This window comes from Leptonema illini DSM 21528, assembly GCF_000243335.1.
GTDB classification, from domain to species: domain Bacteria; phylum Spirochaetota; class Leptospiria; order Leptospirales; family Leptonemataceae; genus Leptonema; species Leptonema illini.
In genome coordinates, this window is record NZ_JH597773.1 from 1930633 (window position 1) to 1951216 (window position 20584).

A 20584-nucleotide genomic window follows, 5' to 3' on the forward strand; every position below is an offset into this window, starting at 1 on the left:
AACACATGAAATCGATCTTTGAAAATCCCATCAAACTGGTCGGTGCGACGATCGTTCTCTCTGTCGCATCGTTTGCAGCCGTCGCTGTGCTGCCCTTCTGCGGACTCGATCTGCACGGAGCGCATGCACATACGCAGGCGCCCGAAGATCCGCTTGTTCTGAAAGGACATGAGGTTTACTACGAAGCCGGATGCCAGAGCTGCCATACGCAGAACATCCGCCCGTTCAAGGCTGAGGTCGTGCGTTTCACAAACGTCGAGAAATACGCGAATACCTACAGCGCCGATGCGAAAGAACTCGTATTCTTCACGCCTTCGGTGATGGGCAGCCGCCGCATCGGACCGGACCTTTCTGCCGCCGCATCAAAATACACGAAGGAAGGCCTGACCGAGCTGCTACAGAGCAAAGAAGGCCTTCATAGCTTCACGCATCTCTTTGCCGGCGAAGAGGCCGGTGGAAGCATGCAGCCTCTGCGTATGTCGTGGAAGATCCGCTGGATGATGAATGCCGGTATTCCCTTCTCTGATCCGTATCAGCGCGGCGTATTCGACCGACTTGACGAGTCCACCCGCGGCGACGCCCTTGTAGCCTATCTGCTCTTCCTCGGAAAGCGGAACCTGTCCTACGAGTCGCAGTTCTACAAACAATAAGAGGAAGCGAATATGTCTGAGCATAACAACAATCCTGAAACTAAGTCGACTCCGGGCTGGGTCGCTTACCTCTTCTCTCTCGTTCTGGTCATCGGTATCGGTGCGACCATCTATCAGGTGGGATTCCGCGCACAGAGCCGCCAGAGCATGATTCGCGAAGAGATGGGAACGGAAACGATCAAACCGACGATTGAGATCATTCCCGTGCGTGACGCGAAGGCGATCGCAAACGGGGAGGCCACTTACAAGCGTGCCTGCTTCGCCTGCCACGGAATGGATCTTGAGGGCGGCGTCGGCCCGAACCTGAAAGACACGGAATGGTATCATCCGCCGTCCAAAGAGACGAACCTCTACAAGCTCGTTTCTACGGGCATCTCGGGTGCACAGGCCGTTAAGGGCGTACCGATGCCTCCGAAGGGCGGCGCTGCAATTTCGGGCATCGAGGTCTGGGAGGTTATCTACTATCTTTCCAGCCGTAACCCCTCGATTGAAAAAGACGCCGTTTCAAACGTGAAGTAAGCGACGTTCGACCTTTTTATCTGGAAAAAGCCGGGTGATAAGCCCGGCTTTTTTTACTTTGAGGGGTTAGGACGGCTCGGTATCAAATTGTTTTTAAATTCCCGCCAGCGAACGTGAAAAGCCGATCACATCTCAAACGGAATAAACTCGTGGGGGCCGTAGACCTCGGCTCGCAGATCATCCAGCATACCGTACATCTCCCAGGCGTCCTGAGCGCGCTGCATGGGGCTTTCTTTTAAGAAGAATCTGATGAAGCGCTGTATGCGTTCATCGACTTCGGCCGGCATCTCAGCCGTCTCGGGATTCCCGCCCAGAGCATAGACCATACAGCGAGCGGCCGAGAACAGATCAGAGGAAGGTAGAGGCGGCTTCTTTTCAGCAACCTCGGGAGCGCTGTATTTCTCGTTCAGGATGCGAAACCCCTGCCCGGTCGATGCAGGCTTGTAGATCGAGCACGTCCAGTCGATCAACCATACGTTATGATCTGAGGGCCGTATCATAATATGAGCGGGATCGACGTTGCCGTGCAGAATGCCCTGACTGTGCGCATAGCCGAGCACCGATAGCAAACGCCGGAACAGCCAGATGATATGCCGCGGTGGGATGCCCTTCACGTATTTCTCGCGCACGGAATGCAGGTCATAGCCGTCGATGCGGCGCATCACAAGGCCGATGCGGCCGTCGTCGGTCCGGAAATCATCCATGAGCACGGGCAGATGCTTCGTCTGCACCCCTTCGCCGGCATGAAGCAGCTTGATGATACGCGCTTCGTTTTGCATGAGATCGTTATCCGCCGGATCTTCGACCAGCTTGATGACGATCTTTGCCGCCTCGCCCTCGCCTTCTTCGCATACTCCCTCGAATACCGTAGCAAGATCACCCTGTGCCAGCGCCTTCTCGATACGATAGTGCCGTCGCGTCGTCGCAATTGAAGCGGCGGAATTCGCCTCGGCGCCTCGCTGCGGAGCCCTGCCGTATTCGCCCGACTGAACCTTGCTCAGGGCCTGCTCATAGAATGCTTGCAGTAAGGCATGCGCCTCTGTTGCCAGCTCCTTTGCATCGGCATCACCGGGATACAGATCGGGATCGGTCAGCTGACTCAGGCGCAGGAAGGTCTTTTTAATCGTCGCTCGCAACTCGTCGCTCGACGTTCCGGCAGCCGGGATTCCAAAGACATCTTCTGTGCGCACCGCATCCTTGAGCGATGCAAGCACCTGATTTAATTCTGCAATTACGGAAGGCATCCCATAGGCTGTGATGCCGGCCAGAGGCTGTCAATCGGGAATTGGAGAGGGCGGCGGCGGAAAAAGCTGCAGACTACTCTTTCAGAAGAATGCAGGCTCCAACATGACGCTGCTCCCAGGTATCACCATTTTTTTGCGTCCATACACTCGTACCCTGAGATGTTCTGATATGCATGAACATTCCCTGTGTCATCATTGTGAATGAAAAAGGCTGAGCCTTCTTCAAGACGGGAAAGGCCACCCATGGGCCATCGACCACCGTTAGATAGAGAAGATTCCCCTGCACCCTTGCCTCTGCCAGGGTATTACAGGCATCGTACGAATACGAATGAGCAGTTCCGGGAGAATATCGGTACCCGTGAGATCGTGAGTAGTAATAGTGGTAATCGTACGATGTATGTCGAAAGTTAGGAGAGCTACACCCAACAAGAATTAGACTGACGCTCAACAACAGGAAGACTATCCGTCGCAATACTGGCATTTCTTTCTCCTGATATGATTTGAAATTGCAACCCCCTTCTAAGAAGGGGTGACCGACCCCGCGCTCGTACGGGTCACTTCTTCTTTCTAATCTCGCTCACGTCATCCATCATCCGGAAGAATCTCTTATAGAAGTCCGCAGCCGTATAGCCTATGAAGAGGTACAGCGCCACGATCGGAATAATGATCAATACCATCAGCCATCCGAAACGGCCGGCAAACGAGCCGATGTAGGGCATGGCCTGAAGAGCGGCGGAACCGATAGGGCTTTTGATCACGATAAGACTGAGTATGCCGGCAATCGCACCGAAGCCAAGCAAGCTCATAGCCGTCACCTCAACGATTACGATCCATACCGAGTAGAAAATGGAATAGAATACTCCGCCTTTGTTCACATCGAGCTGCAGAATATCAGAGGATCGAATCCAGAGAATAGACGCACTGAGCACAAAGATCAGGAAAAGTCCGATTGCGCCCACGACGACGACAAGAAAGGCAATAGCAGGCGCCTCGCCAGTCAATTTCGATAGAGCGGCTATCGGTACAACAAACGCTATGATCAACCAGAACGCCGCGACCACTCGCAGGCCCCATCCAAATAGCTGTTTCCAGTACTGTCCCTTTTCAAGGTCATGCAACACCGGCTTCAAGAACAAAAGTCTTTCGAACATATCAACCCTCTCTATTTTTCAATCTTCATTTTTTTATCGATCTCAGGTAAGCTCGCTCGCTGTCGATGTCTCGCAGATGATCGAATAACGTCTCGTATTCATCAAGCTGCTCGTCAGAGAGAACCTTCTCTCTGACGGACTCGCGGAAGTCTTTATCCTTCCCCAGTTCATCAACATGATTCTTGTATTCGATATAGTCGACGTCGGTACGCGGATAGCGAAACCTGCCAATAAAACGCATATACGTACCGGCCTGGTACCCTCTGATCACCGCCGGCATCGAATAAGAACTCACGGCGGCCAGAGTAAACGGCTGAACATCGCCTCCCGGATCGGCCCGGACAAGCTGCTCGGCCATGGCTTTCAGCTCATCAATGGCAACAACAAGCATGGCGGCTTCGCGCGGGCTGAGGTCGCCCGGCTCCTTGCTGCCGATCATCTTCATGTACACAACTTCGTCTGCGGGCATCTTACCAAGAAGCGCCAGGACACGCTTTGCCAGTTCGGCCTCGGGTGGTCGTTCGCTACAGCCCAGCGCGGCCAATGAGAAGAGGAAGGCAACGGATCCGCATCTCAGCAATGAATTCGTTGCAAAAACTTTTTCTATAAACATCGCAGATTGTTGGATATCATAGATTTTTCTGAATGCAAATACTCAAAATGGAGTATTTTTCGCTTTCCGGCAGATGCAATCAAGGTCTGAATCTGACAATAATCGCATTGTCATCATTGCTACTGCCGGCAACCTCAACACCGGCTCCATAGGAATATGGACGGTCATCAAATTGATGGCCTACGGCGATAATATCACCGTTCGAGGCAGCTGCCACGCCATAAAAGATAGAGCGCCAGTTGCTGAATGTCGGCACGGAAGTCCTCGTCCATTGCAGGGATCCTGCGCTGCTGCTCTTACGAAGCATATACTGACAGGGCACCCCGACGTTAGAACACTCCACAGAACCTGCCGTAATTATACTGTCGCTCTCATCTACAGAGATTGCTCTGAAACGTGCGTCATACTGCTCTGAGCTCGCACCAAGGGCAAGGTCTGCTGTGCCGTCGCTGCTGTAACGAACAAGCAATGCACCGATATTATTGCTGTAGGATGTGCTATTCGCCACGCCGACGCTGCCGGCTGCATCATAGGTATATCGACCTGATCCTGTCTGATAACCGGCCGCATAGATTCGGCCATGAGAATCCACGGAAACATTGTCAAAAGAGGATTCATCTGTGCCCGAGAAGACGCTTCTCGCCCATTGTGCAGTTCCGGCGTTACTATAGCTGATTAGAAGCGCATTCCTGCGGTTGGATACGGCACCGGTAGCATTCACGGCGCCATACTGGAATACGGAGTTCCCATATTGATAACCCACAACAACGACATCTGAACCCGACATTGCCACGGCATGGAATGCGGCGGAGGCGTTCGGGCCGGCAGTGGTTGACCTTCCCCAGATAGCATCTCCAGAGGGATCAAATTTGACCAGAACAGGCGCGTTCGTCAAACTGCCTGGATCCACGCTAACTCCATTCCCATAGTCAAGGCTGCTCTGCCCCTGATAGCCTGCCGCGTACACATTTCCATCGCCGTCAATAGCCAGCCCGTAAAAAGCAGACCTTGCTCCGGAACCTGTCGGGCTTTTCGCCCATATTGCCTCACCATCCGGGCTGTATTTGACGATGAGCGCATTCTCGTAGGTACTGCTCCCGGTTGCAGACACTCCGGCACCGTATTGAAAAGTTCCCGTACCCGTTTGCTGTCCGGCAACGTAAATATTGCCGGCTCCATCGATAGCGATGGCATTGAATTCTGATTGCCGGGTTCCCACGACGCTACTGCGCGCCCACTGCGCAACTCCGTCGCCATTGAATTTGATTAACAGGCCGTTCTCATATACCGAGGCCCCTTGAACGCTCACAGCATCACTGTACGAATATGTTCCAGATCCTTCCTGATATCCTACAGCGTACAGAGATCCGTCCGCCGTAAGCGTGACCGCGCGGAATTCCGAAGCTTCGGCGCCCTCCACTACCGATCGTGCCCAGATGGCCGTTGGTTCACCGCCTGCTGCACCACCCAGCAGAGCAAGAAAGCTCATATCGGTACTCTCGCTCTTAGAACAGGAAGAGAATACAGTAACCACGAAGCCAAAGATAACGAGCTGTGCACGCCGGTGCCATTTGCGCTGTATCGAATTTTTATGTGTAAGCATCCTGTCCCCCCGGGCTTCGATCTGATCATGTACTCTCTCATCTATGCCCTGATAGCCGATCGCGTTAACCCCGTAAGGATGCGCCGTCAGGTAGAGTCTTGCCATCAAACAATCGAAACCGGTGAGATTATATGGGTATACTCTCGCAGATTGCAATACTCAATATAGAGTATTTTTCGACAATATGATAGAATCTGGCATCCGACACTGAGACTTACAGGCCCCCGTTGTTACAGGAGGCCAAGTTCTTTCGCTTTGATGGCCACTCCATGTCATTCAGAAAGCGGACATAATTTATAATTGACAAAGCTTGAATATGACCATATATAGTCTCATGGAGACTATATCCATTTCCAAACTGAAGGCCCATCTCAGCGATGCGCTAAAAAAAGTTGGAAAGGGGACTGAATATGTGGTGATGGACAGGAGCCATCCCGTTGCAAGACTGATCCCTTTTTCGGGCAATCTCAGAATTACGATTCAGGAGCCACAGAACCCCGGGAAAATCGTCCAACGAAGGTTCGCCGGAAACCTCGACCTGGATCCTGTAGATATTCTCTTACAAGATCGGAGCGGAGAATATCGTTGATTGTATACCTTGATACTTCTGTTCTCCTTCGGTGGCTGTTGAATCATAATAATGCCTATTCCGATTTTTTTTCCTGGGACCGATGCTATGTGAGCGAGCTTCTATGGATTGAAAGCAATCGCACTCTAAATCGGCTGCGTCTTGAAAGTCGGATAACGGATCAAGACTACTCCGATCTTCGCCTGAATCTATCGGAGGTCTATTCGACCTTTCAAATAATTGAAATCGGCGATGCAGTTAAGAAAAGAGCTGGCGAACCGTTTCCTACCGTCATCGGAACGCTGGACGCCATTCATCTCTCATCTGCCCTTTTTCTCTCAGAAGAATTACGGGATGCTTCATTGGTGCTCCTGACACACGACGTTCAACTGGCCCTGGCTGCCGTTGCCTGTGGACTCTCCGTTGCCGGAATGGGCAACCGAGCATAAATAGTTCCTGCTGAAAAACGGGTTCAGGAGCATCTGTCCCACAGAATTCGATCTGATCCATCCAAATCGGTCAATGTCATCACTTGCGACTCTGTAAGGCCCCGGCCTCTCTGCCCCAGACAGCCCGTGTGGTTTGACTTAAATTTGCCGTCGCGCTATTCTGCGAAATTCATGCTCTTTCAAACAACGCGATCCCCGTTCTTCCACGAGCCCACTGAAAAAAATATCAGCCCCTCGACTCAACCGAAACCCACGCGTATACCTGGTGACGATCCTTTTCGCTCGAATTCAAACCGAACCAGTGCAATGAATCCCTACCCATAGAGGGTGGCCGAAACCAACCTTCCTTAGAAAGGGTTAGCCACATCCGATTCACGCAGGATCTGCAATCCGTCTTATCCCTTGCTTCAGCGGTCGGCGTGGAGGCATTCATAAGCGAACTGCGAGAAGTGGATCGCATGGCAACGCTATTGCCGAAAAAGCTGCTCGCCTCGCCCGTGATGATCGCTGATGCCGAGGCGGCGCTCGTGATCGTCACACCGCTGCTGCCCGAAGAATGAAAAGCATAGGCCCGGCCGGTGTTGCTGCTGTAACCGAATGCCCCCGCGACAATGTCGGCATAGCCATCACCATTCATATCGCCCGTGGCAGCGCTACTGCCGAGCCGACTGCTCGCCTCGCCCGTGATGATGGTAGATGCCGAGGCAGCACTCGTGATCGTGACACCGCTGCTGCCGGAAGAATGAAACGCATACGTTCGGCCAGTCCAAGTACTGAATTGATTGGCACCGACGACAACATCCCCATAGCCGTCGCCGTTCACGTCCCCTGTAGCAACGGTAACGCCGAAGTTGCTGGCGGTTGCCTCACCAGTGATGATGGCAGATGCATCGGTAGCGGCTGTGATCGTCACACCGCCGCTACCCGTGGAATGAAACACATACACCCGGCCGGTAGCAGTGCCATGACTGTATGCCCCTACGACAATGTCCGCAAAACCATCGCCGTCCACGTCTCCGATAGCAGCGCTATTGCCAAAAAAAGCATTGGTCATGAACTCACCCGTAATTGTGGATGACGCATCGGCAGCCGCTGTGATCGTCACACCGCCGCTACCCGTGGAATGAAACACATACACCCGGCCGTACCGGGCGATAACCCCGCCATTGTCATAATTTTTTGCCCCGACAACAACGTCGGCAAAACCGTCGCCGTTTACATCGCCTGTAGCGACGCTGACGCCAAACTGATGGCCACTCCCCTCACCAGTTATCATGCGCGATGCCGAGGCGGCGCTTGCGATGGTCACACCACCGCTACCCGAAGAATGAAAAACGTACGTTTTGCTGCAACCATGTGCACCCGCGAGAACATCAGAATAACCATCACCGTTGATATCACCTGTGGCAATGCTATAGCCGAATTGATTGGCAGCTCCTTCACCGGTGATGATGGCAGATGCCGAGGTGACACTCGTGATAGTCACTCCGCCGCTACCCGCAGAATGAAATACATAGGCCCGGCCGGTGTCGCTGCTGTAACCATTGGCCCCTACAACAACGTCGGCAAAGCCGTCGCCATTCACATCACCGGTGGCAACGCTGACGCCTAATTTGCTGCTCGCCTCGCCCGTGATGGTCGTTGAAGCCGAACCCGCTGTCGTGATCGTCACACCGCCGCTGCCCGTGGAATGAAAAACGTAGGCACGACCGGTGTTGCTGCTGTATTGAGGTGCCCCCACGACAACGTCGGCATAACCGTCGCCGTTGATATCCTTGTTGATTCCCTTGCGAACCGTGATGGTTGTCACGCTGGAATAATTGCCGGCGCTGTCTTTGCTTCGTACGGCAATCGTATGCTGGCTATGATCACGCCACGTCGAACTGCCTGTCGGCATCTTATAAGACCATGATGTGGTTCCCGTCGCCGTGGCATAGGCCCCCCCATCCAGGGATACTTCCACTGCGGCAACACCTGTCTCATTCGCAGCTGTACCGATCAGGAATCCGGTTTCGACGATACCTTTATCGCGCAGATTCTGGATCAAGACCGTCGGCGGTGTGTTGTCGCCTCCAGGAGAGCCTGCTCCTGGACCAGAAGGATCCGTCGGCGCTGCTCCCCCTCCTCCACCACCCAGCAGAGCAAGAAAGCTCATATCGGTACTCTCGCTCTTAGAACAGGAAGAGAATACAGTAACCACGAAGCCAAAGATAACGAGCTGTGCACGCCGGTGCCATTTGCGCTGTATCGAATTTTTATGTGTAAGCATCCTGTCCCCCCGGGTTTCGATCTGATCATGTACTCTCTCATCTATGCCCTGATAGCCGATCGCGTTAACCCCGTAAGGATGCGCCGTCAGGTAGAGTCTTGCCATCAAACAATCGAAACCGGTGAGATTATATGGGTATACTCTCGCAGATTGCAATACTCAATATAGAGTATTTTTCGACAATATGATAGAATCTGGCATCCGACACTGAGACTTACAGGCCCCCGTTCTTACAGGAGGCCAAGTTCTTTCGCCTTGATGGCCAGTCCCATGCGAGAGTTCACTTCGAGTTTGCAGTAGATATTGCGGATATGCTTTCGCATCGTATGCGGAGAGATGCCCATAATACGAGCGACGTCATCCGTACTTAAATCCGAGACGAGCAACTCCAGGACCTGGTGTTCTCTTGTTGAAAGCGGTCTGGCCACCTGACGATCAGAGACCACATGATTGATGAGCACCTGAGCGATACGGGATGTCACAACGGCGCCATCAGAGACGGCCATTCCGATCAGATCCCTGAGCTGATGGAGTTCCTTCTTTAAAATATAACCGACAGCGCCGCGTCGAAAGGCCTTCAGGATCTCAAGATCATCCTCAACGCCGGTCAGAACGATTGGTCTGGGTTTATTCCTGCGCTTTTCAAGCATGCTGAGCAGGCTCAACCCATCGGTCCCTGGCAGCTGCAGATCAAGAAAGAGCAGATCATACATACGGCGCGCCGAGGTACGCCAGAAATCCTCTGCATGATTGTATTCGTCGACAGCGTAGACCGCACGGGAGCGGCGTAACTTTGACGAAAATCCTGCACAAAATGCCCGATCACCATCCACAAGTGCAATCCTGACACTTCCTGAAATGTCAGAAGATCGATTCACCTGCAATAACCACCATCACAATATCCAGAACATCAATTATTCTCCGCAAGGGACCATTATTGAATCAACCCGTGGATAGTAATTAAATCCTTTTGACTATAAAATCAATACTCAAAATAGGGTATTTTTTAATATCGATCAACAGTATGCAGAATAAACAGGTCGTCCTGAATATCTTCTCGACCAATCTACTGGGAATACAGAAGGATTACCAATGCGGCAAAACAGGCAGCTGCTCTATCAGGCGAAAATGCTGCCAGCGTTTCATGCATCTTCACTGTTGTGAATTCGAACATGGCTTTCATCCACTATCCAGAGGCTTTCATGGATAGATTCCGATCCGAACAACGGCAGAATGGAGTTCACGCACCGCAAAACACTGTGCTTCGACTGAGTCCTCAACTTCAAAATAATGATTCCGGCATACTCTTTCGGTGGGTACATCTTGATATTGGCAAAATCCAGATCAAGTGTGATGAGAATTCTCTTTTCTTTTCGACAGACCTCAATGAGTACTGCATCGTGTACACCCTGCATCCTCTGTTCAAGGACAGTCACTGCATCATATCCTGCCTGCTTCAGTAAAAGGGCCGTCTCGGACGGTAAGTTTTCATCAACCTTAAAACGCATCATCATGCCGAGATCGAAATAATCCGCTCCCTGGAGAGTTCTGCTGCGTAGCCGAGAGCAGCTTTGATATCCTCTGACGTCAGAGTGGGATAGCTTCTCAAAACCTCCGCCTCAGTAACTCCCTCTGAAAGATTATCAAGAATAACAGCCACCGGTACACGAGTACCTTTTATACAAACCTGACCATGACAGATCAGTGGATCAGCGAAAACCCTTTCTTTCCAATTCATTGTACCCTCACCTTGCACAGCCTACGATAGAATTTTGCGGACGTCAACCGGTAATTATACCATCCAGATCAAGGGTCGCCTCACTGGTGCTTGCCGAGCACGCCTGGCGCTCACTCGCCTCCTATTGCTCTCGATTGAGCAGGCCATGCAGCTCGTCGATCTGTTCCTCTGTGGCCTCGGGATCGGCGGCCTTTACGATTTCAAGGGCGTCTTTACCGCTTAACGTCGGCTGACGATCGAGCAGGTATTCGGCCAGCGCATGCAGCATCTTCCAGGAGCGGGCGACGTTCAGCTCCGTCTCGGTTTGCTTCCAGAGTTCGGTGGTGAGCGCCATCGCCGCCTCGGGCGTGCGTTCAAGGACGGGCAGGATCGATTCGATGATGGCCAGGTCGCCGGCCGCCCCGTTTATATTCCGCTTTCCGGTGAACAGATATTCGGCCGTCAGTCCGCCCATGGCCGTCTGGATCTGACCGAGCAGACGCCTGCGCACGGAGTCGAGGCCCTGAACGGCCTCTTCGCCGAGTTTACCCGAATAGAGCAGATGGCCGAGGCTGCCTTCGCGTTCATCGGCGACGATGGAGACGCGAACGATGCGGATGCTCTTCAAGTAGGCCATGACGGTATGACCGGCCTCATGATAGGCCGTCGCTTCAAGCTCTGTATAGACGCTGCGTCTCTGCACGTGCAATAATTCGCGCAGCGGCGTCCATACACAACATTTTTGCGGACGTTCGCTCCCTGATTTCTTTATCTTATGTCATGAACGAGAATGAAGTGAAGCGGCATGTGCTGGGCATCCATCCGGGGATGCCCACAAGCGACGGAGCGGGCGTACAGCTGAGGCGTTTCATCGGAACGCCGGAGCTTTCCATCTATGATCCGTTTCTTCTTCTCGACGTCTTTCACAGCGACGATCCGGGAGCGTATATCGCCGGCTTTCCTCCGCATCCGCACCGCGGGTTTGAAACCGTCACCTATCTGATCGCCGGACGCATGCGTCATCGCGATTCGCGCGGGAACGAAGGCCTGCTCGGTCCGGGCTCCGTTCAGTGGATGACGGCCGGTCGCGGCATCATTCACAGCGAGATGCCCGAACAGGAACACGGCCTGCTTCGCGGAACGCAGCTCTGGGTGAATCTGCCCGGCCGTCTGAAGATGGTTGACCCGGCGTATCAGGATATTCCGGCCGATCGTTTTCCTGATGTCGCGCTCGGCCAGAGCGACGATGCCGACGGAACGCTCAAGGTCATTGCAGGGACGTACGGCGAAACGACGGGTCCGACGCAGACGCATATTCCCATTCAGTACTTCGACGTCGAGCTTGCAGCGAACCGCAGCTTCCATCACTCGGTGCCCGAAACGTGGAACGTCTTTGTTCTTGTGCTGGAAGGCGATCTTACGATCGGCAACCGCCGTGTTCCGACGACAAGCACGGCCTTTCTCAGTCGAGGACCTGAGATCGAGATCTCAGCCGGCGACGAAGGCAGTCGGTTTCTGTTGATCGGCGGCGAGCCGATCGGTGAACCGGTCGCTCGTGGAGGCCCTTTTGTTATGAACACAAAAGAAGAGGTACTTCAGGCGTTTTATGACTATGAGGCAGGTCGGCTCGACGCCTGAGCGATGCAGATTCGCCTGATCGATCCACCGCCTTTCGTGACGGTTTGGCGATCAGTCGATCTTGAGATTCTCAGCAGCCAGAGGTAGAACCCAGTCCGCCACGGTCTCGCCGCGGGCCGCTCTTTCGAAATGCACGGCCATCTTTTTCATGATGAGATCGCTGTTCAGGAAGGGAAGGCCCAGCCAGTTCCACAGGCGGATGTTACGGCCTTCTTCAAAGGTATGCAGGGTAGTCGAGAACATATCCTGCGTGCCGTTTATATGATCCTCAAGATCGTTCGCCCAGTAGGATTCGGCCGGCTCGGTCGTCTTTTGCCGCTCTTCGTCTAACTCGACGAAGTCTAAATCCTCAAAGCCGATGCCGTAACGAATGGATTGAAAATCTTCGGCCGTTCCGTATTTGATCTCGATGACGTAGGTATGGCCCTTCGCCTCGCGTATGATCTTTTTCAGCGGTTCTTCGAGATCGGCGGCCAGAGCGGGCCTGTAGCGGCCGTTTAAGAGATCGAGCATCACCGTCCTCTGCTGTTGCACGTTGCGTCGCTCGTTACGAAGGGGGCGGTGGATCTGTTTTCTATTAAGAATAAGCTCGGAGTCATACGAAACCGAATGATGCAGCACCTTTTCAAGATAGGGCAACCGTCCTTCTTTGATGATTCTGCCCGATTCGATTTCAGCAAAGAAGCCGGGTTTATGCGGCAGGATGGTTAACTTCTTGCCCGTTCGAGCGGCGGCCTTTTTCTCCTGTCCGACGACTTCGGCCAGTGGAAACGGAGCGGACAGCCTGAGCGCTCGTTCTTCCAGCTCAGGCGGAAGGATCATGCCCTGCCCGATCAAAACGCGCACCATGCCCGGAAGCGACCAGATCTCGGGAACGCCGGAATCTACGAATTTCTCGAAGTCGTTCTGGATCTCTTCGTCGCGGCGACGTCGGTACTGCTGCATCGCGCGACGACGCATCGCCTTATCGCGTCCATCGTAAGAAAGAAACAGCGCTTCAAGCTCGTTGCGAACGGCGACGTAGAGCCGGTTCTGGAATTTCTTAGCGGCGGCGAGTTTATAAAGCCCCTCCCACGCCTCTTCGGTATCGGGAACGGCCGTATCTCCCTCAAAAAAGGCGAATTCGTCGCTTCCTGAGATCGCAAGACACATGACGTCGTCTTCGTTTGTATGATAGCCATTTATAAAGTTCAAGCCCTGAAGCGTCACTCCGCGAAAGCGTACCTTCTCGCCCTCATGCAGGATCAGAATCTCGGGATCGTTCAGATACTCTCGAAGAAGTGGCCTGAGATAGGCCGTCGTTTCTGGAAGTAGCAACACCGGACGCTGCTTCTTATACAGGGGAACGAGCGTATAGGGATCAAAGTGATCACAATGCGGATGCGAAATAAAAAGGCCGTCGATATCGGGAAGACTGTGCGCCACGTTCTCGGGTAGGATGGGATTGCGAGTGAGGAAATCGCCGAAGGCATGAGACGAAAGCCACACATCGTTCATGATGCGTACATCGCCCTGATCACCGCGCAATTGCACGATGAATTCTGAGTGACCGAGGTAATCGATTTTCATATTTCGTTATTCGCTCGAAGGGCGTTGTGGTCTTTTCAGATACGCACGAATATCTGATGCCGTGTGCGCTCGATGTCGTATTCGGTCAGCACGCGATCCTCGGCGAAGCGCCCCATCCTTTTGCGCAGCTCGGCATCACGACTGAGATCGATGATGCTCCGTGCGAGGCTTTCATAGTCGTCGGCTCTGTGCAGAATGCCCGTAATCTGATGCCTGATGATCTCGTCGACTCCGGCTCCCATTCCCGAAACGGTGGGCAGCGATGTATAACCTGCTTCAAGAAGCGAGGCGCTGTAGCCGCTGGCCTGATTGCGCGGTTGCCCGCCGGGATGAAAATAGAGATCACTGAAATAATAAAGAGCGCCGACTTCGAGGTCTTCAAGAAATCCGACAAGGAAAACCGTATTCTCGAGCCCGTGCAGACCGATCAGTTCTTTCAGGTAACCGTATTCCGGTCCCGAACCGCCGATGATCCACGCATAGGATTTGCGATCGATTCCCATGCGGTCCAGATGTTCAATGACGCGAAAGATGCGGTCCAGGTTCTTATCACGCGTCAGCGGTCCCATCGAGAGAATGCGAAACCTCGATTCCACGTCTTTCAATCGATCCATAATCTGCGATTTCGCCCGCTTGATCAAACGGCGATCCCAGCGAGCATGCAATCCAAAGGGGACGCTGACGATGTTGTCGCCGCGCAGGCCTTTCATGACGGCGAGTTCGTGAAAGTAATTTGAGAATACGAAGATGTTCTGCGCCTTCTTCAAGAAACGATGCAGGTTCAGATGCAGGAGCGATAGCTGATCAAGGTCAAGAGGCTGCAGGATCACCGAGTACGGGATTCCCGATCTGTATATCTGCGGCACAAGTCCGGCCGTTCGCCCGTAGAGATTGCCAAGAAGAATATGATCAGGCCGCTCCTTTTCCAGTAGCTGCTGAAAGCGAGCGGCATACTCCCGATTGCGAGCCGGAGCGGGAACAAGGAAGTTCGGTATGGGCACCGAGATACGGTGGATCGGCATGTTCAGGGCATGATCGAAAGACTGCCGCTTCCCTTCATCTGAAAGCATCGGAGATGCGGTCACCAGAACTACGGCGTCTTCTTGAGAATGGACGAGGCCCGTATTGAAATTCTCCATGCCGCCGGGGTCAGGCCCAAAAAAATCTGTAATAAACAGGATTTTTTTCATACTCGATGCATCCAATCGCCCGGTTTGCCACCATGCGAAAGTATGACAGCAGCTTTTTTTCGCGTTCCGCGATTGTCCACTACAACGCCGATCCGGCCTCTGATTCTTCTACTGCTATGGCTATGCGCCTGCAAGCCGACCGTCGATCCTGCCTTGCTCGGCCTTCAGGAAGAGCCTTCGAAGCTGATAGTATCGTTCGGCACGGAGCAAAACGTCATTACAGGATCGATCTATGTGCGATCACGGCCGGAGTTCGACGGATGTCTTCATGGTCGACCTGCTTTCTATCGTGCGCTTGAACAGGGACTTAACGTCAGCTATTGTTCCTCCTCTCTTGACGCTTCTTTTCAGGCCTTCGTCGATGCCTCTTTCGAACAGGGTAAAACAGCGTATGACAGGCTGGAACGCGATGACATCGCCGCCTACATTCTCTCGGCCGCTGCACTCAGAGATACAATCGGATCAATCCGCCTCCTTTACTGCGAGCCCGACTGCAATGACGGCCTGCGGCTACTTGAAAGCGAGATAACGATCGTCTCCAGAGCCTTTCATACGCCAGATGAACGCGTACTACCGCGCCGATTCTATGATAGCGATATGTCGATCGCAATCACGGACCGCATCTGGCTATTATACAGACTGCATGATTCGCGCATCCTTGCGATTCGCATCGGCGACGCCGCACAGGCAGAGCAGCTGTACCAATTCCTGACCGTCACCGCGCCGCGGACTGTGACGCATATCTTTCAGGATGCCGCCGGGGCGTCATCTGTAACCGGAGCGTATTCCGGCGAAACGGGCGGCGCCGGTAACGAACGACTGATCCTGTCATCTCAATCGACTCCCGTAAAGCAGAGCGTCGTCGTCAAGGGCACCACGTTTACATTACTGCTTTTCGCTAATTCATCCGTCGTGCTTCGCCGCGACGATCCGCCAGGCTTTCGATTTCAGTCCATTCCCGAAATCAAACTCGCAGAGAACGGAGCGATCGTTAACCTGAATCCCGAACAGTATACGCCCGAACTCGCCGTCCCGGGGCGTGTTGCACTCCGGCTTCCCGACGTATCCTCTTTTAGCAAAAGCGGCATCTGCTTATGGTCGTCACCCTGCTCTCCTGAAGATATTCCGATCAGCATCGCAGAGCAAATAGATTCGCAGAGAATGGTAAACGACAACATACCGGTTTGCGGCGTCGACGATCTGACCGTTACAGAAATCAACCCCTTCGGAGTCATGACTTCATCCGAAACGTCGATTCAGATCGGGGGTAAGTTTATCGAAATCAGTGTCAGTCGTAACTGCGCCAATCGATCGCTCCATTTTCGGCAAACCGACTGGACGGCCGGATTCCCCGATTCTCTGGACGCAGGTATATTGATCCTCGCCGCCGACCGAACGCTTTTCGATATTTCGGTCGCAGAGAGAACGATACTGCGACGTCTTAAAGCGGCACCGCTCGTCGTTGCAGACGCTGCGCGAGAAAAGACGATAGCCGTCGATGATAAGGCCGTCTGGATCTACGGGTCGGCCGATGCCGTCGGTATCAGGCGAGTTCATTCGCTACGCGTTGCGCCGTCGGGAATCGTATACCACGGTATGAACTGTTCAGGATTGCGACCTGATCTCTGTCCCTCTCATGCGATGACTCCTGGAACCGATACAGCGCAACCTGCTTCATGGCCGACGGCTCGAATATCCGAAATCCTTCCCTTTCTTGACGGACGCTTCATCGAACTCTACTGCCAGGATTGCACAGGAGAAAGCGGCCGACTGGATCTTTTCATCCATCGACTTTCGGATAATCGCGAAGAGCGCTATGTGCTGCCTCAATCCGACATGAGAATCATCACGCTCACGCCGACGTCTACTTGCGGCACCCGGAGCAATCGCGTCGCCGATCTGTATATTCCTGCATCGGCGGCGATCTACAGGCTCGGCCTGATCGACAGTGACGGCGTTTTTCAACAGTTCGATCAGTTGGAAATCGATACTGCGACGTATAACCTTTTGCGGCGAGAGAAGAGCAGCCTGTCGGTTACGGACGACGGAGTCGTATTGACCGACAGGGCTCTATCAGGATGCGAGATTCGAGCCACGCCGGGTATCGTTGCGTTCGGAGGCGCTCTATGAAACGGATCTATTCATCGATGCTTGTTTTCGTAACTGTCGTTCTGTATGTCAGCCAACCGCTTTACGCCTCTCCCGTTTCTGTTACGATGGTGATGGCGGGAGCGACGGAGCGGAACGAAAAAGAGACGACGTCCATCGCACAGAGACAGCAAGCCGTCGATATCGGCCTGAAGGCGTCCATGCCCCATACATCCGATGATGCCGGCTTCGCGTTCGTCTACGGCTCCGACGCCGTGTTGCGCTTTTTTCTTTCGCAGTACCCGGCTGAGGATCGCCAGCAGGTGCAATTTCTGGCGACGGGGCCCGCTTTTACAGGCATTCGCATCGCTCCGTTCTCTTATATGCTTCTGGGATATGCTCCCATGGATCTCTGGTCGAATATCGGGTCGACTCAGGGAAGAGATGCCGCTCTGAGGCGTAGCAGTTATCCAGGGCTGCATCTTCATTTTCAACATGGCGATTTCGGCAGTCTTCGTATCACTCCTCTTGCCTTTATCGATCCGCCGGGCCGATTCGCCGATTCTCCCTTTTTTCTCTCTACCATTCAGCAGAGCCTATCGAAGCGTCAGACAGAAGGCCGGCATGACGACTCCCATGCGTCGGACCGTATCAATCATCAGATACGGTATGATCTTACGGTGGATTGGTTCTTTATGGGCCTGCACTACCAAACGGCGAACTTCACGAAAACCGGACCGTCCGATCGATCGTCGCTTTCCGTCGACCATACCGGACTTGATCTCGGAGTAATTACCGACTCTATCGACATTCTCATCGGCGCCGTGCGGTCCTCCGGATCGTTAACCATGGCGGGTGCGGCCGCAGTTCCCGTAATGGGAATGCAATATCGCCTGAGCGCGAAGGCCCGGCTTTTCGAGCGCTATGGCGTCTCGATTTTCGCCATGCGCTCGGAGGCCGATCGACCGGCCGATGCCTACACAGATCGCCGTGTCGGCTTTGTTGATTACGGCGCTCCGTCCACCGATCTGCCTCTGCTGGCCGACGCCCAGTTAAACGGATTGCCCTGCGTCCCCGTTCCTGAGGATCGCTGTGACGGATTGATCGTGCAGAACACTCCGCCCTTTCGTTATCCGGGAGACTACGGAGATCTTACCCTGCACTATCAGGGAGATCAATGGGGCATCGCGCTGCGGGCGGGCATCATCGTGCCCTTTCGCTACGAGCAGACCACGGACGGAGCGGAACGAGAACGAGAGATCTACAACGACCATGCCGGATGGGCGGCGGAGCTTCAGCTATCGCCCGATTTCATGAAAGGATCCGTCGCTCTTACTTACTCCGCTCTCTATGATCGAGACGAGGAACGCAAAAGGCGTCTGCAGGCTCAATCCATCTCAGTCTGGTTCCGTCTGCCCGTTCCCATCGAACATGGATCGCCGTCGAATACGAGATAGCTCAGACGCTATGGGGCTCGATTCTTCTGTAGCGAAATCCATACAAAAATCCGTTTCAAGGAGGAACTATGAAACGCCTGCTATTTTGCTCTCTGATGCTGGCCGTTGCGTGCAGCAAGAGAACCGATGATGCGCTTGCCTTTCTTCTGGAAAGTCCGACGCCTGTTTACCTTTTCACGATGCCCGAGGCCTCCGACGTTGAGCGGTTCCGGCTTCGATCTGAAATCGTTCGCCGCGTCGATGCGGCCCGAAATGAGATCGTATTCTGGTTCTACGGGCTTGATGATCCGCAAATCATGGATGCTCTAAAACGGGCCGCCGATCGCGGCATTCAGTTAACTCTTACCGGATCATCGGATCAGAATTATGAGGGTCTTGAAAAACGAGAACTGCCCTACAGGCTTCGCGCAAAAACGGGGCTGCAACACGCCAAGCTTATGCTGATCGATAGAACGATACTCATTTCTGGAACAGGAAACTTCACACGCAGCGGGATGATGTATAACAACAATCTCTTCTTTATCTCGCGCATACCAGAGGCAGTTGCGACGACGATACTGAATTCTCTGGAGTTTGAAGAACAGGGCGATATGCCGATCTCGTGGCAGGATAACGGCGCCCTATTCCGTATGATGATCGCTCCTCTTCACGGGCGCACGATTCAATCCGAACTGGTACAGAGTGTTCTGCGCGGGCGCTCCGTACGCGTGATGATTTTCAGCTTCACCGACGCAGTAATGGCCACGGCCATGCTGGTGGCCGCTCGCAACGGCACGCATGTTGCCGCCGTCATCGAATCCAGCGGAAGGGACGGGATGTCACCGAAAGATATGCTGCATGAGGTTTACGGAGCGGCGGGTTCTTCTCCTTTCTTTTTATATGCAGATGGAAACGAACGCGTATATTATGCTGAAGACGGAGCAAAGCATGGAGGAAAGCAACATCATAAGACGATGATCGTGGACGATCGCATCCTCACCGGATCGTTCAACTACTCATTGAGCGCGCGCGATTCGAATCTGGAAACCTTTTTTGAGATCAGGGATCCGCAGGCGTTGCCTCTCTTTCACGCAGAGTTTGAACGATTGCAGGCGCTCTCACAGCCCGTTGCGCGCCCGCCGTATAACTCCGCGCCGTTTACGGAAGGCCTGACGTACGAGAACGGTCGCCTTTGCATGCCGGAACGGCAGGTGCAGCTTATGCGAGGACACGGCGCTTTCTTTCGCGGACTGCTCTTTCGAGACGCGAACTGCGCTCCCTCCTCCGCATCGGCGGGCTTCCAGAGCTCCGCTGAGTTTGATCCCGGGGCGACCGGCGTTCTGTCGTCGGGCCGGGCCCTGGTCGATTATCGAGAGGCTGAGGTTTCAGAGTCCCTTCCCGAGCCTATGACGGATGGCCTGCTCCCTCTCCCATTTTATTGCGATAGCCCGCACTGCGATCCATGTTCGGCTGGACTGTGTCGCAGTGTGACGCTCGATCGGGTTTCTTTGAGCGGGGGCTGGCTACGACGCTCGATAGAGAGTCCAGTAAGACGGCTGCTTCTTCTGCATCGTAGCGGTCTGGAAGAGGCCGAGATCATCGAACAAAATGGCAGCTTCCTGCGTTTCAAAGCACAGGCGACTTCAAGTGCACTGCTCTTCTTCTATACGGAGGATCAGCAAGGCAACGGGCAAATCGAAATCGCCTGTGCGGCCAGGACGCCGCCGGCCGCTCTGAAACGCATCCTGTTGGCCCTATTATGGTTCTATCCGTCCCGGTTTCCGGCGCCCGTTCCCTGCACGACGCCTGACGAATCCCTCTGAATACCTGATTTGCCCGAAGTCAAATGCCGTGAAGGGACCGATCGCTACTGCCGATAG

Annotated in this window: 19 protein-coding genes; 8 read left to right on the forward strand and 11 right to left on the reverse strand. The window is 53.8% G+C overall.

All coding sequences use genetic code 11. The annotated features are described in order from the left end of the window. The first annotated feature begins 5 nt into the window (after positions 1–5). On the forward strand, positions 6–650 hold the full coding sequence (locus LEPIL_RS21905) for a cbb3-type cytochrome c oxidase subunit II (RefSeq protein WP_002771969.1): 645 nt from the start codon (positions 6–8) through the stop codon (positions 648–650). Positions 651–662: 12 nt separating this feature from the next. Continuing rightward, a complete protein-coding gene (locus LEPIL_RS21910; protein WP_002771971.1) occupies positions 663–1169 on the forward strand; it encodes a c-type cytochrome in 507 nt (168 codons plus the stop codon). A gap of 125 nt (positions 1170–1294) precedes the next feature. Here LEPIL_RS21910 and LEPIL_RS08865 read toward each other — a convergent pair whose 3' ends face one another. The 4 genes from LEPIL_RS08865 to LEPIL_RS08885 form a co-directional block, all read right to left on the reverse strand. Beyond that, complete coding sequence (locus LEPIL_RS08865; RefSeq protein WP_002771973.1) at positions 1295–2413, reverse strand: protein kinase domain-containing protein; 1119 nt, start codon at positions 2411–2413, stop codon at positions 1295–1297. Between the two features lie 554 nt (positions 2414–2967). Then, the gene (locus tag LEPIL_RS08875) at positions 2968–3564 is read right to left on the reverse strand and encodes a hypothetical protein (RefSeq protein ID WP_002771975.1); all 597 of its coding nucleotides are present in this window, start codon (positions 3562–3564) and stop codon (positions 2968–2970) included. Positions 3565–3589: 25 nt separating this feature from the next. Continuing rightward, entirely contained in the window at positions 3590–4177 is a 588-nt protein-coding gene (locus LEPIL_RS08880) for a hypothetical protein (protein WP_002771976.1), read from the reverse strand. A 79-nt stretch (positions 4178–4256) separates the two neighbouring features. Beyond that, entirely contained in the window at positions 4257–5888 is a 1632-nt protein-coding gene (locus LEPIL_RS08885) for an NHL repeat-containing protein (RefSeq protein ID WP_211208635.1), read from the reverse strand. A 226-nt stretch (positions 5889–6114) separates the two neighbouring features. Here LEPIL_RS08885 and LEPIL_RS08890 point away from each other — a divergent pair, with 226 nt between their 5' ends. Further along, complete coding sequence (locus LEPIL_RS08890; RefSeq protein ID WP_002771978.1) at positions 6115–6369, forward strand: type II toxin-antitoxin system Phd/YefM family antitoxin; 255 nt, start codon at positions 6115–6117, stop codon at positions 6367–6369. Then, complete coding sequence (locus LEPIL_RS23400; RefSeq protein ID WP_002771979.1) at positions 6366–6797, forward strand: type II toxin-antitoxin system VapC family toxin; 432 nt, start codon at positions 6366–6368, stop codon at positions 6795–6797. The genes LEPIL_RS08890 and LEPIL_RS23400 overlap by 4 nt, the downstream gene beginning before the upstream one ends. A gap of 226 nt (positions 6798–7023) precedes the next feature. On the opposite strand, the gene LEPIL_RS08900 is transcribed toward LEPIL_RS23400, so the two are convergent. The 5 genes from LEPIL_RS08900 to LEPIL_RS08920 form a co-directional block, all read right to left on the reverse strand. Beyond that, entirely contained in the window at positions 7024–9171 is a 2148-nt protein-coding gene (locus tag LEPIL_RS08900; RefSeq protein WP_002771980.1) for a beta strand repeat-containing protein, read from the reverse strand. A gap of 125 nt (positions 9172–9296) precedes the next feature. Next, positions 9297–9944: a response regulator gene (locus LEPIL_RS08905; protein ID WP_169314804.1), complete on the reverse strand. Its 648-nt coding sequence runs from the start codon at positions 9942–9944 to the stop codon at positions 9297–9299. A gap of 264 nt (positions 9945–10208) precedes the next feature. After that, positions 10209–10577 carry a DUF5615 family PIN-like protein gene (locus LEPIL_RS08910; RefSeq protein WP_211208637.1) on the reverse strand — a complete coding sequence of 123 codons (369 nt, stop codon included), beginning with the start codon at positions 10575–10577 and terminating at the stop codon, positions 10209–10211. Next, positions 10577–10804: a DUF433 domain-containing protein gene (locus LEPIL_RS08915; RefSeq protein ID WP_002771983.1), complete on the reverse strand. Its 228-nt coding sequence runs from the start codon at positions 10802–10804 to the stop codon at positions 10577–10579. The genes LEPIL_RS08910 and LEPIL_RS08915 overlap by 1 nt, the downstream gene beginning before the upstream one ends. Positions 10805–10925: 121 nt before the next feature. Beyond that, complete coding sequence (locus LEPIL_RS08920; RefSeq protein ID WP_002771984.1) at positions 10926–11486, reverse strand: peptidase M41; 561 nt, start codon at positions 11484–11486, stop codon at positions 10926–10928. Positions 11487–11563: 77 nt separating this feature from the next. On the opposite strand from LEPIL_RS08920, the gene LEPIL_RS08925 reads away from it, so the two are divergent. Continuing rightward, entirely contained in the window at positions 11564–12421 is an 858-nt protein-coding gene (locus LEPIL_RS08925; protein WP_002771985.1) for a pirin family protein, read from the forward strand. 51 nt (positions 12422–12472) lie between these two features. Here the strand turns inward: LEPIL_RS08925 and LEPIL_RS08930 are convergent, their stop codons facing one another. Next, positions 12473–13990, reverse strand: a complete 1518-nt coding sequence (locus LEPIL_RS08930) for an MBL fold metallo-hydrolase (protein WP_002771986.1) — start codon at positions 13988–13990, stop codon at positions 12473–12475. A gap of 35 nt (positions 13991–14025) precedes the next feature. After that, entirely contained in the window at positions 14026–15180 is a 1155-nt protein-coding gene (locus LEPIL_RS08935; RefSeq protein WP_002771988.1) for a glycosyltransferase family 4 protein, read from the reverse strand. A gap of 42 nt (positions 15181–15222) precedes the next feature. Between LEPIL_RS08935 and LEPIL_RS08940 the strand changes: the two genes are divergently transcribed. From LEPIL_RS08940 to LEPIL_RS08950, 3 genes are all read left to right on the forward strand, one after another. Then, complete coding sequence (locus LEPIL_RS08940) at positions 15223–17310, forward strand: hypothetical protein (protein WP_002771990.1); 2088 nt, start codon at positions 15223–15225, stop codon at positions 17308–17310. Beyond that, a complete protein-coding gene (locus LEPIL_RS08945) occupies positions 17307–18725 on the forward strand; it encodes a hypothetical protein (protein WP_002771992.1) in 1419 nt (472 codons plus the stop codon). Before LEPIL_RS08940 ends, LEPIL_RS08945 begins: the two co-directional genes overlap by 4 nt. Positions 18726–18793: 68 nt before the next feature. Then, positions 18794–20527, forward strand: a complete 1734-nt coding sequence (locus tag LEPIL_RS08950) for a phospholipase D-like domain-containing protein (protein ID WP_002771994.1) — start codon at positions 18794–18796, stop codon at positions 20525–20527. Positions 20528–20584 lie beyond the last annotated feature (57 nt).

Coding starts and splice junctions, on each gene's coding strand:
- LEPIL_RS21905 (WP_002771969.1), top strand. CDS start 6: ATGAAATCGATCTTTGAAAATCCCATCAAACTGGTCGGTGCGACGATC.
- LEPIL_RS21910 (WP_002771971.1), top strand. CDS start 663: ATGTCTGAGCATAACAACAATCCTGAAACTAAGTCGACTCCGGGCTGG.
- LEPIL_RS08865 (WP_002771973.1), bottom strand. CDS start 2,413: ATGCCTTCCGTAATTGCAGAATTAAATCAGGTGCTTGCATCGCTCAAG.
- LEPIL_RS08875 (WP_002771975.1), bottom strand. CDS start 3,564: ATGTTCGAAAGACTTTTGTTCTTGAAGCCGGTGTTGCATGACCTTGAA.
- LEPIL_RS08880 (WP_002771976.1), bottom strand. CDS start 4,177: ATGTTTATAGAAAAAGTTTTTGCAACGAATTCATTGCTGAGATGCGGA.
- LEPIL_RS08890 (WP_002771978.1), top strand. CDS start 6,115: ATGGAGACTATATCCATTTCCAAACTGAAGGCCCATCTCAGCGATGCG.
- LEPIL_RS08900 (WP_002771980.1), bottom strand. CDS start 9,171: ATGGCAAGACTCTACCTGACGGCGCATCCTTACGGGGTTAACGCGATC.
- LEPIL_RS08910 (WP_211208637.1), bottom strand. CDS start 10,577: ATGATGCGTTTTAAGGTTGATGAAAACTTACCGTCCGAGACGGCCCTT.
- LEPIL_RS08915 (WP_002771983.1), bottom strand. CDS start 10,804: ATGAATTGGAAAGAAAGGGTTTTCGCTGATCCACTGATCTGTCATGGT.
- LEPIL_RS08925 (WP_002771985.1), top strand. CDS start 11,564: ATGAACGAGAATGAAGTGAAGCGGCATGTGCTGGGCATCCATCCGGGG.
- LEPIL_RS08930 (WP_002771986.1), bottom strand. CDS start 13,990: ATGAAAATCGATTACCTCGGTCACTCAGAATTCATCGTGCAATTGCGC.
- LEPIL_RS08935 (WP_002771988.1), bottom strand. CDS start 15,180: ATGAAAAAAATCCTGTTTATTACAGATTTTTTTGGGCCTGACCCCGGC.
- LEPIL_RS08940 (WP_002771990.1), top strand. CDS start 15,223: ATGACAGCAGCTTTTTTTCGCGTTCCGCGATTGTCCACTACAACGCCG.
- LEPIL_RS08945 (WP_002771992.1), top strand. CDS start 17,307: ATGAAACGGATCTATTCATCGATGCTTGTTTTCGTAACTGTCGTTCTG.
- LEPIL_RS08950 (WP_002771994.1), top strand. CDS start 18,794: ATGAAACGCCTGCTATTTTGCTCTCTGATGCTGGCCGTTGCGTGCAGC.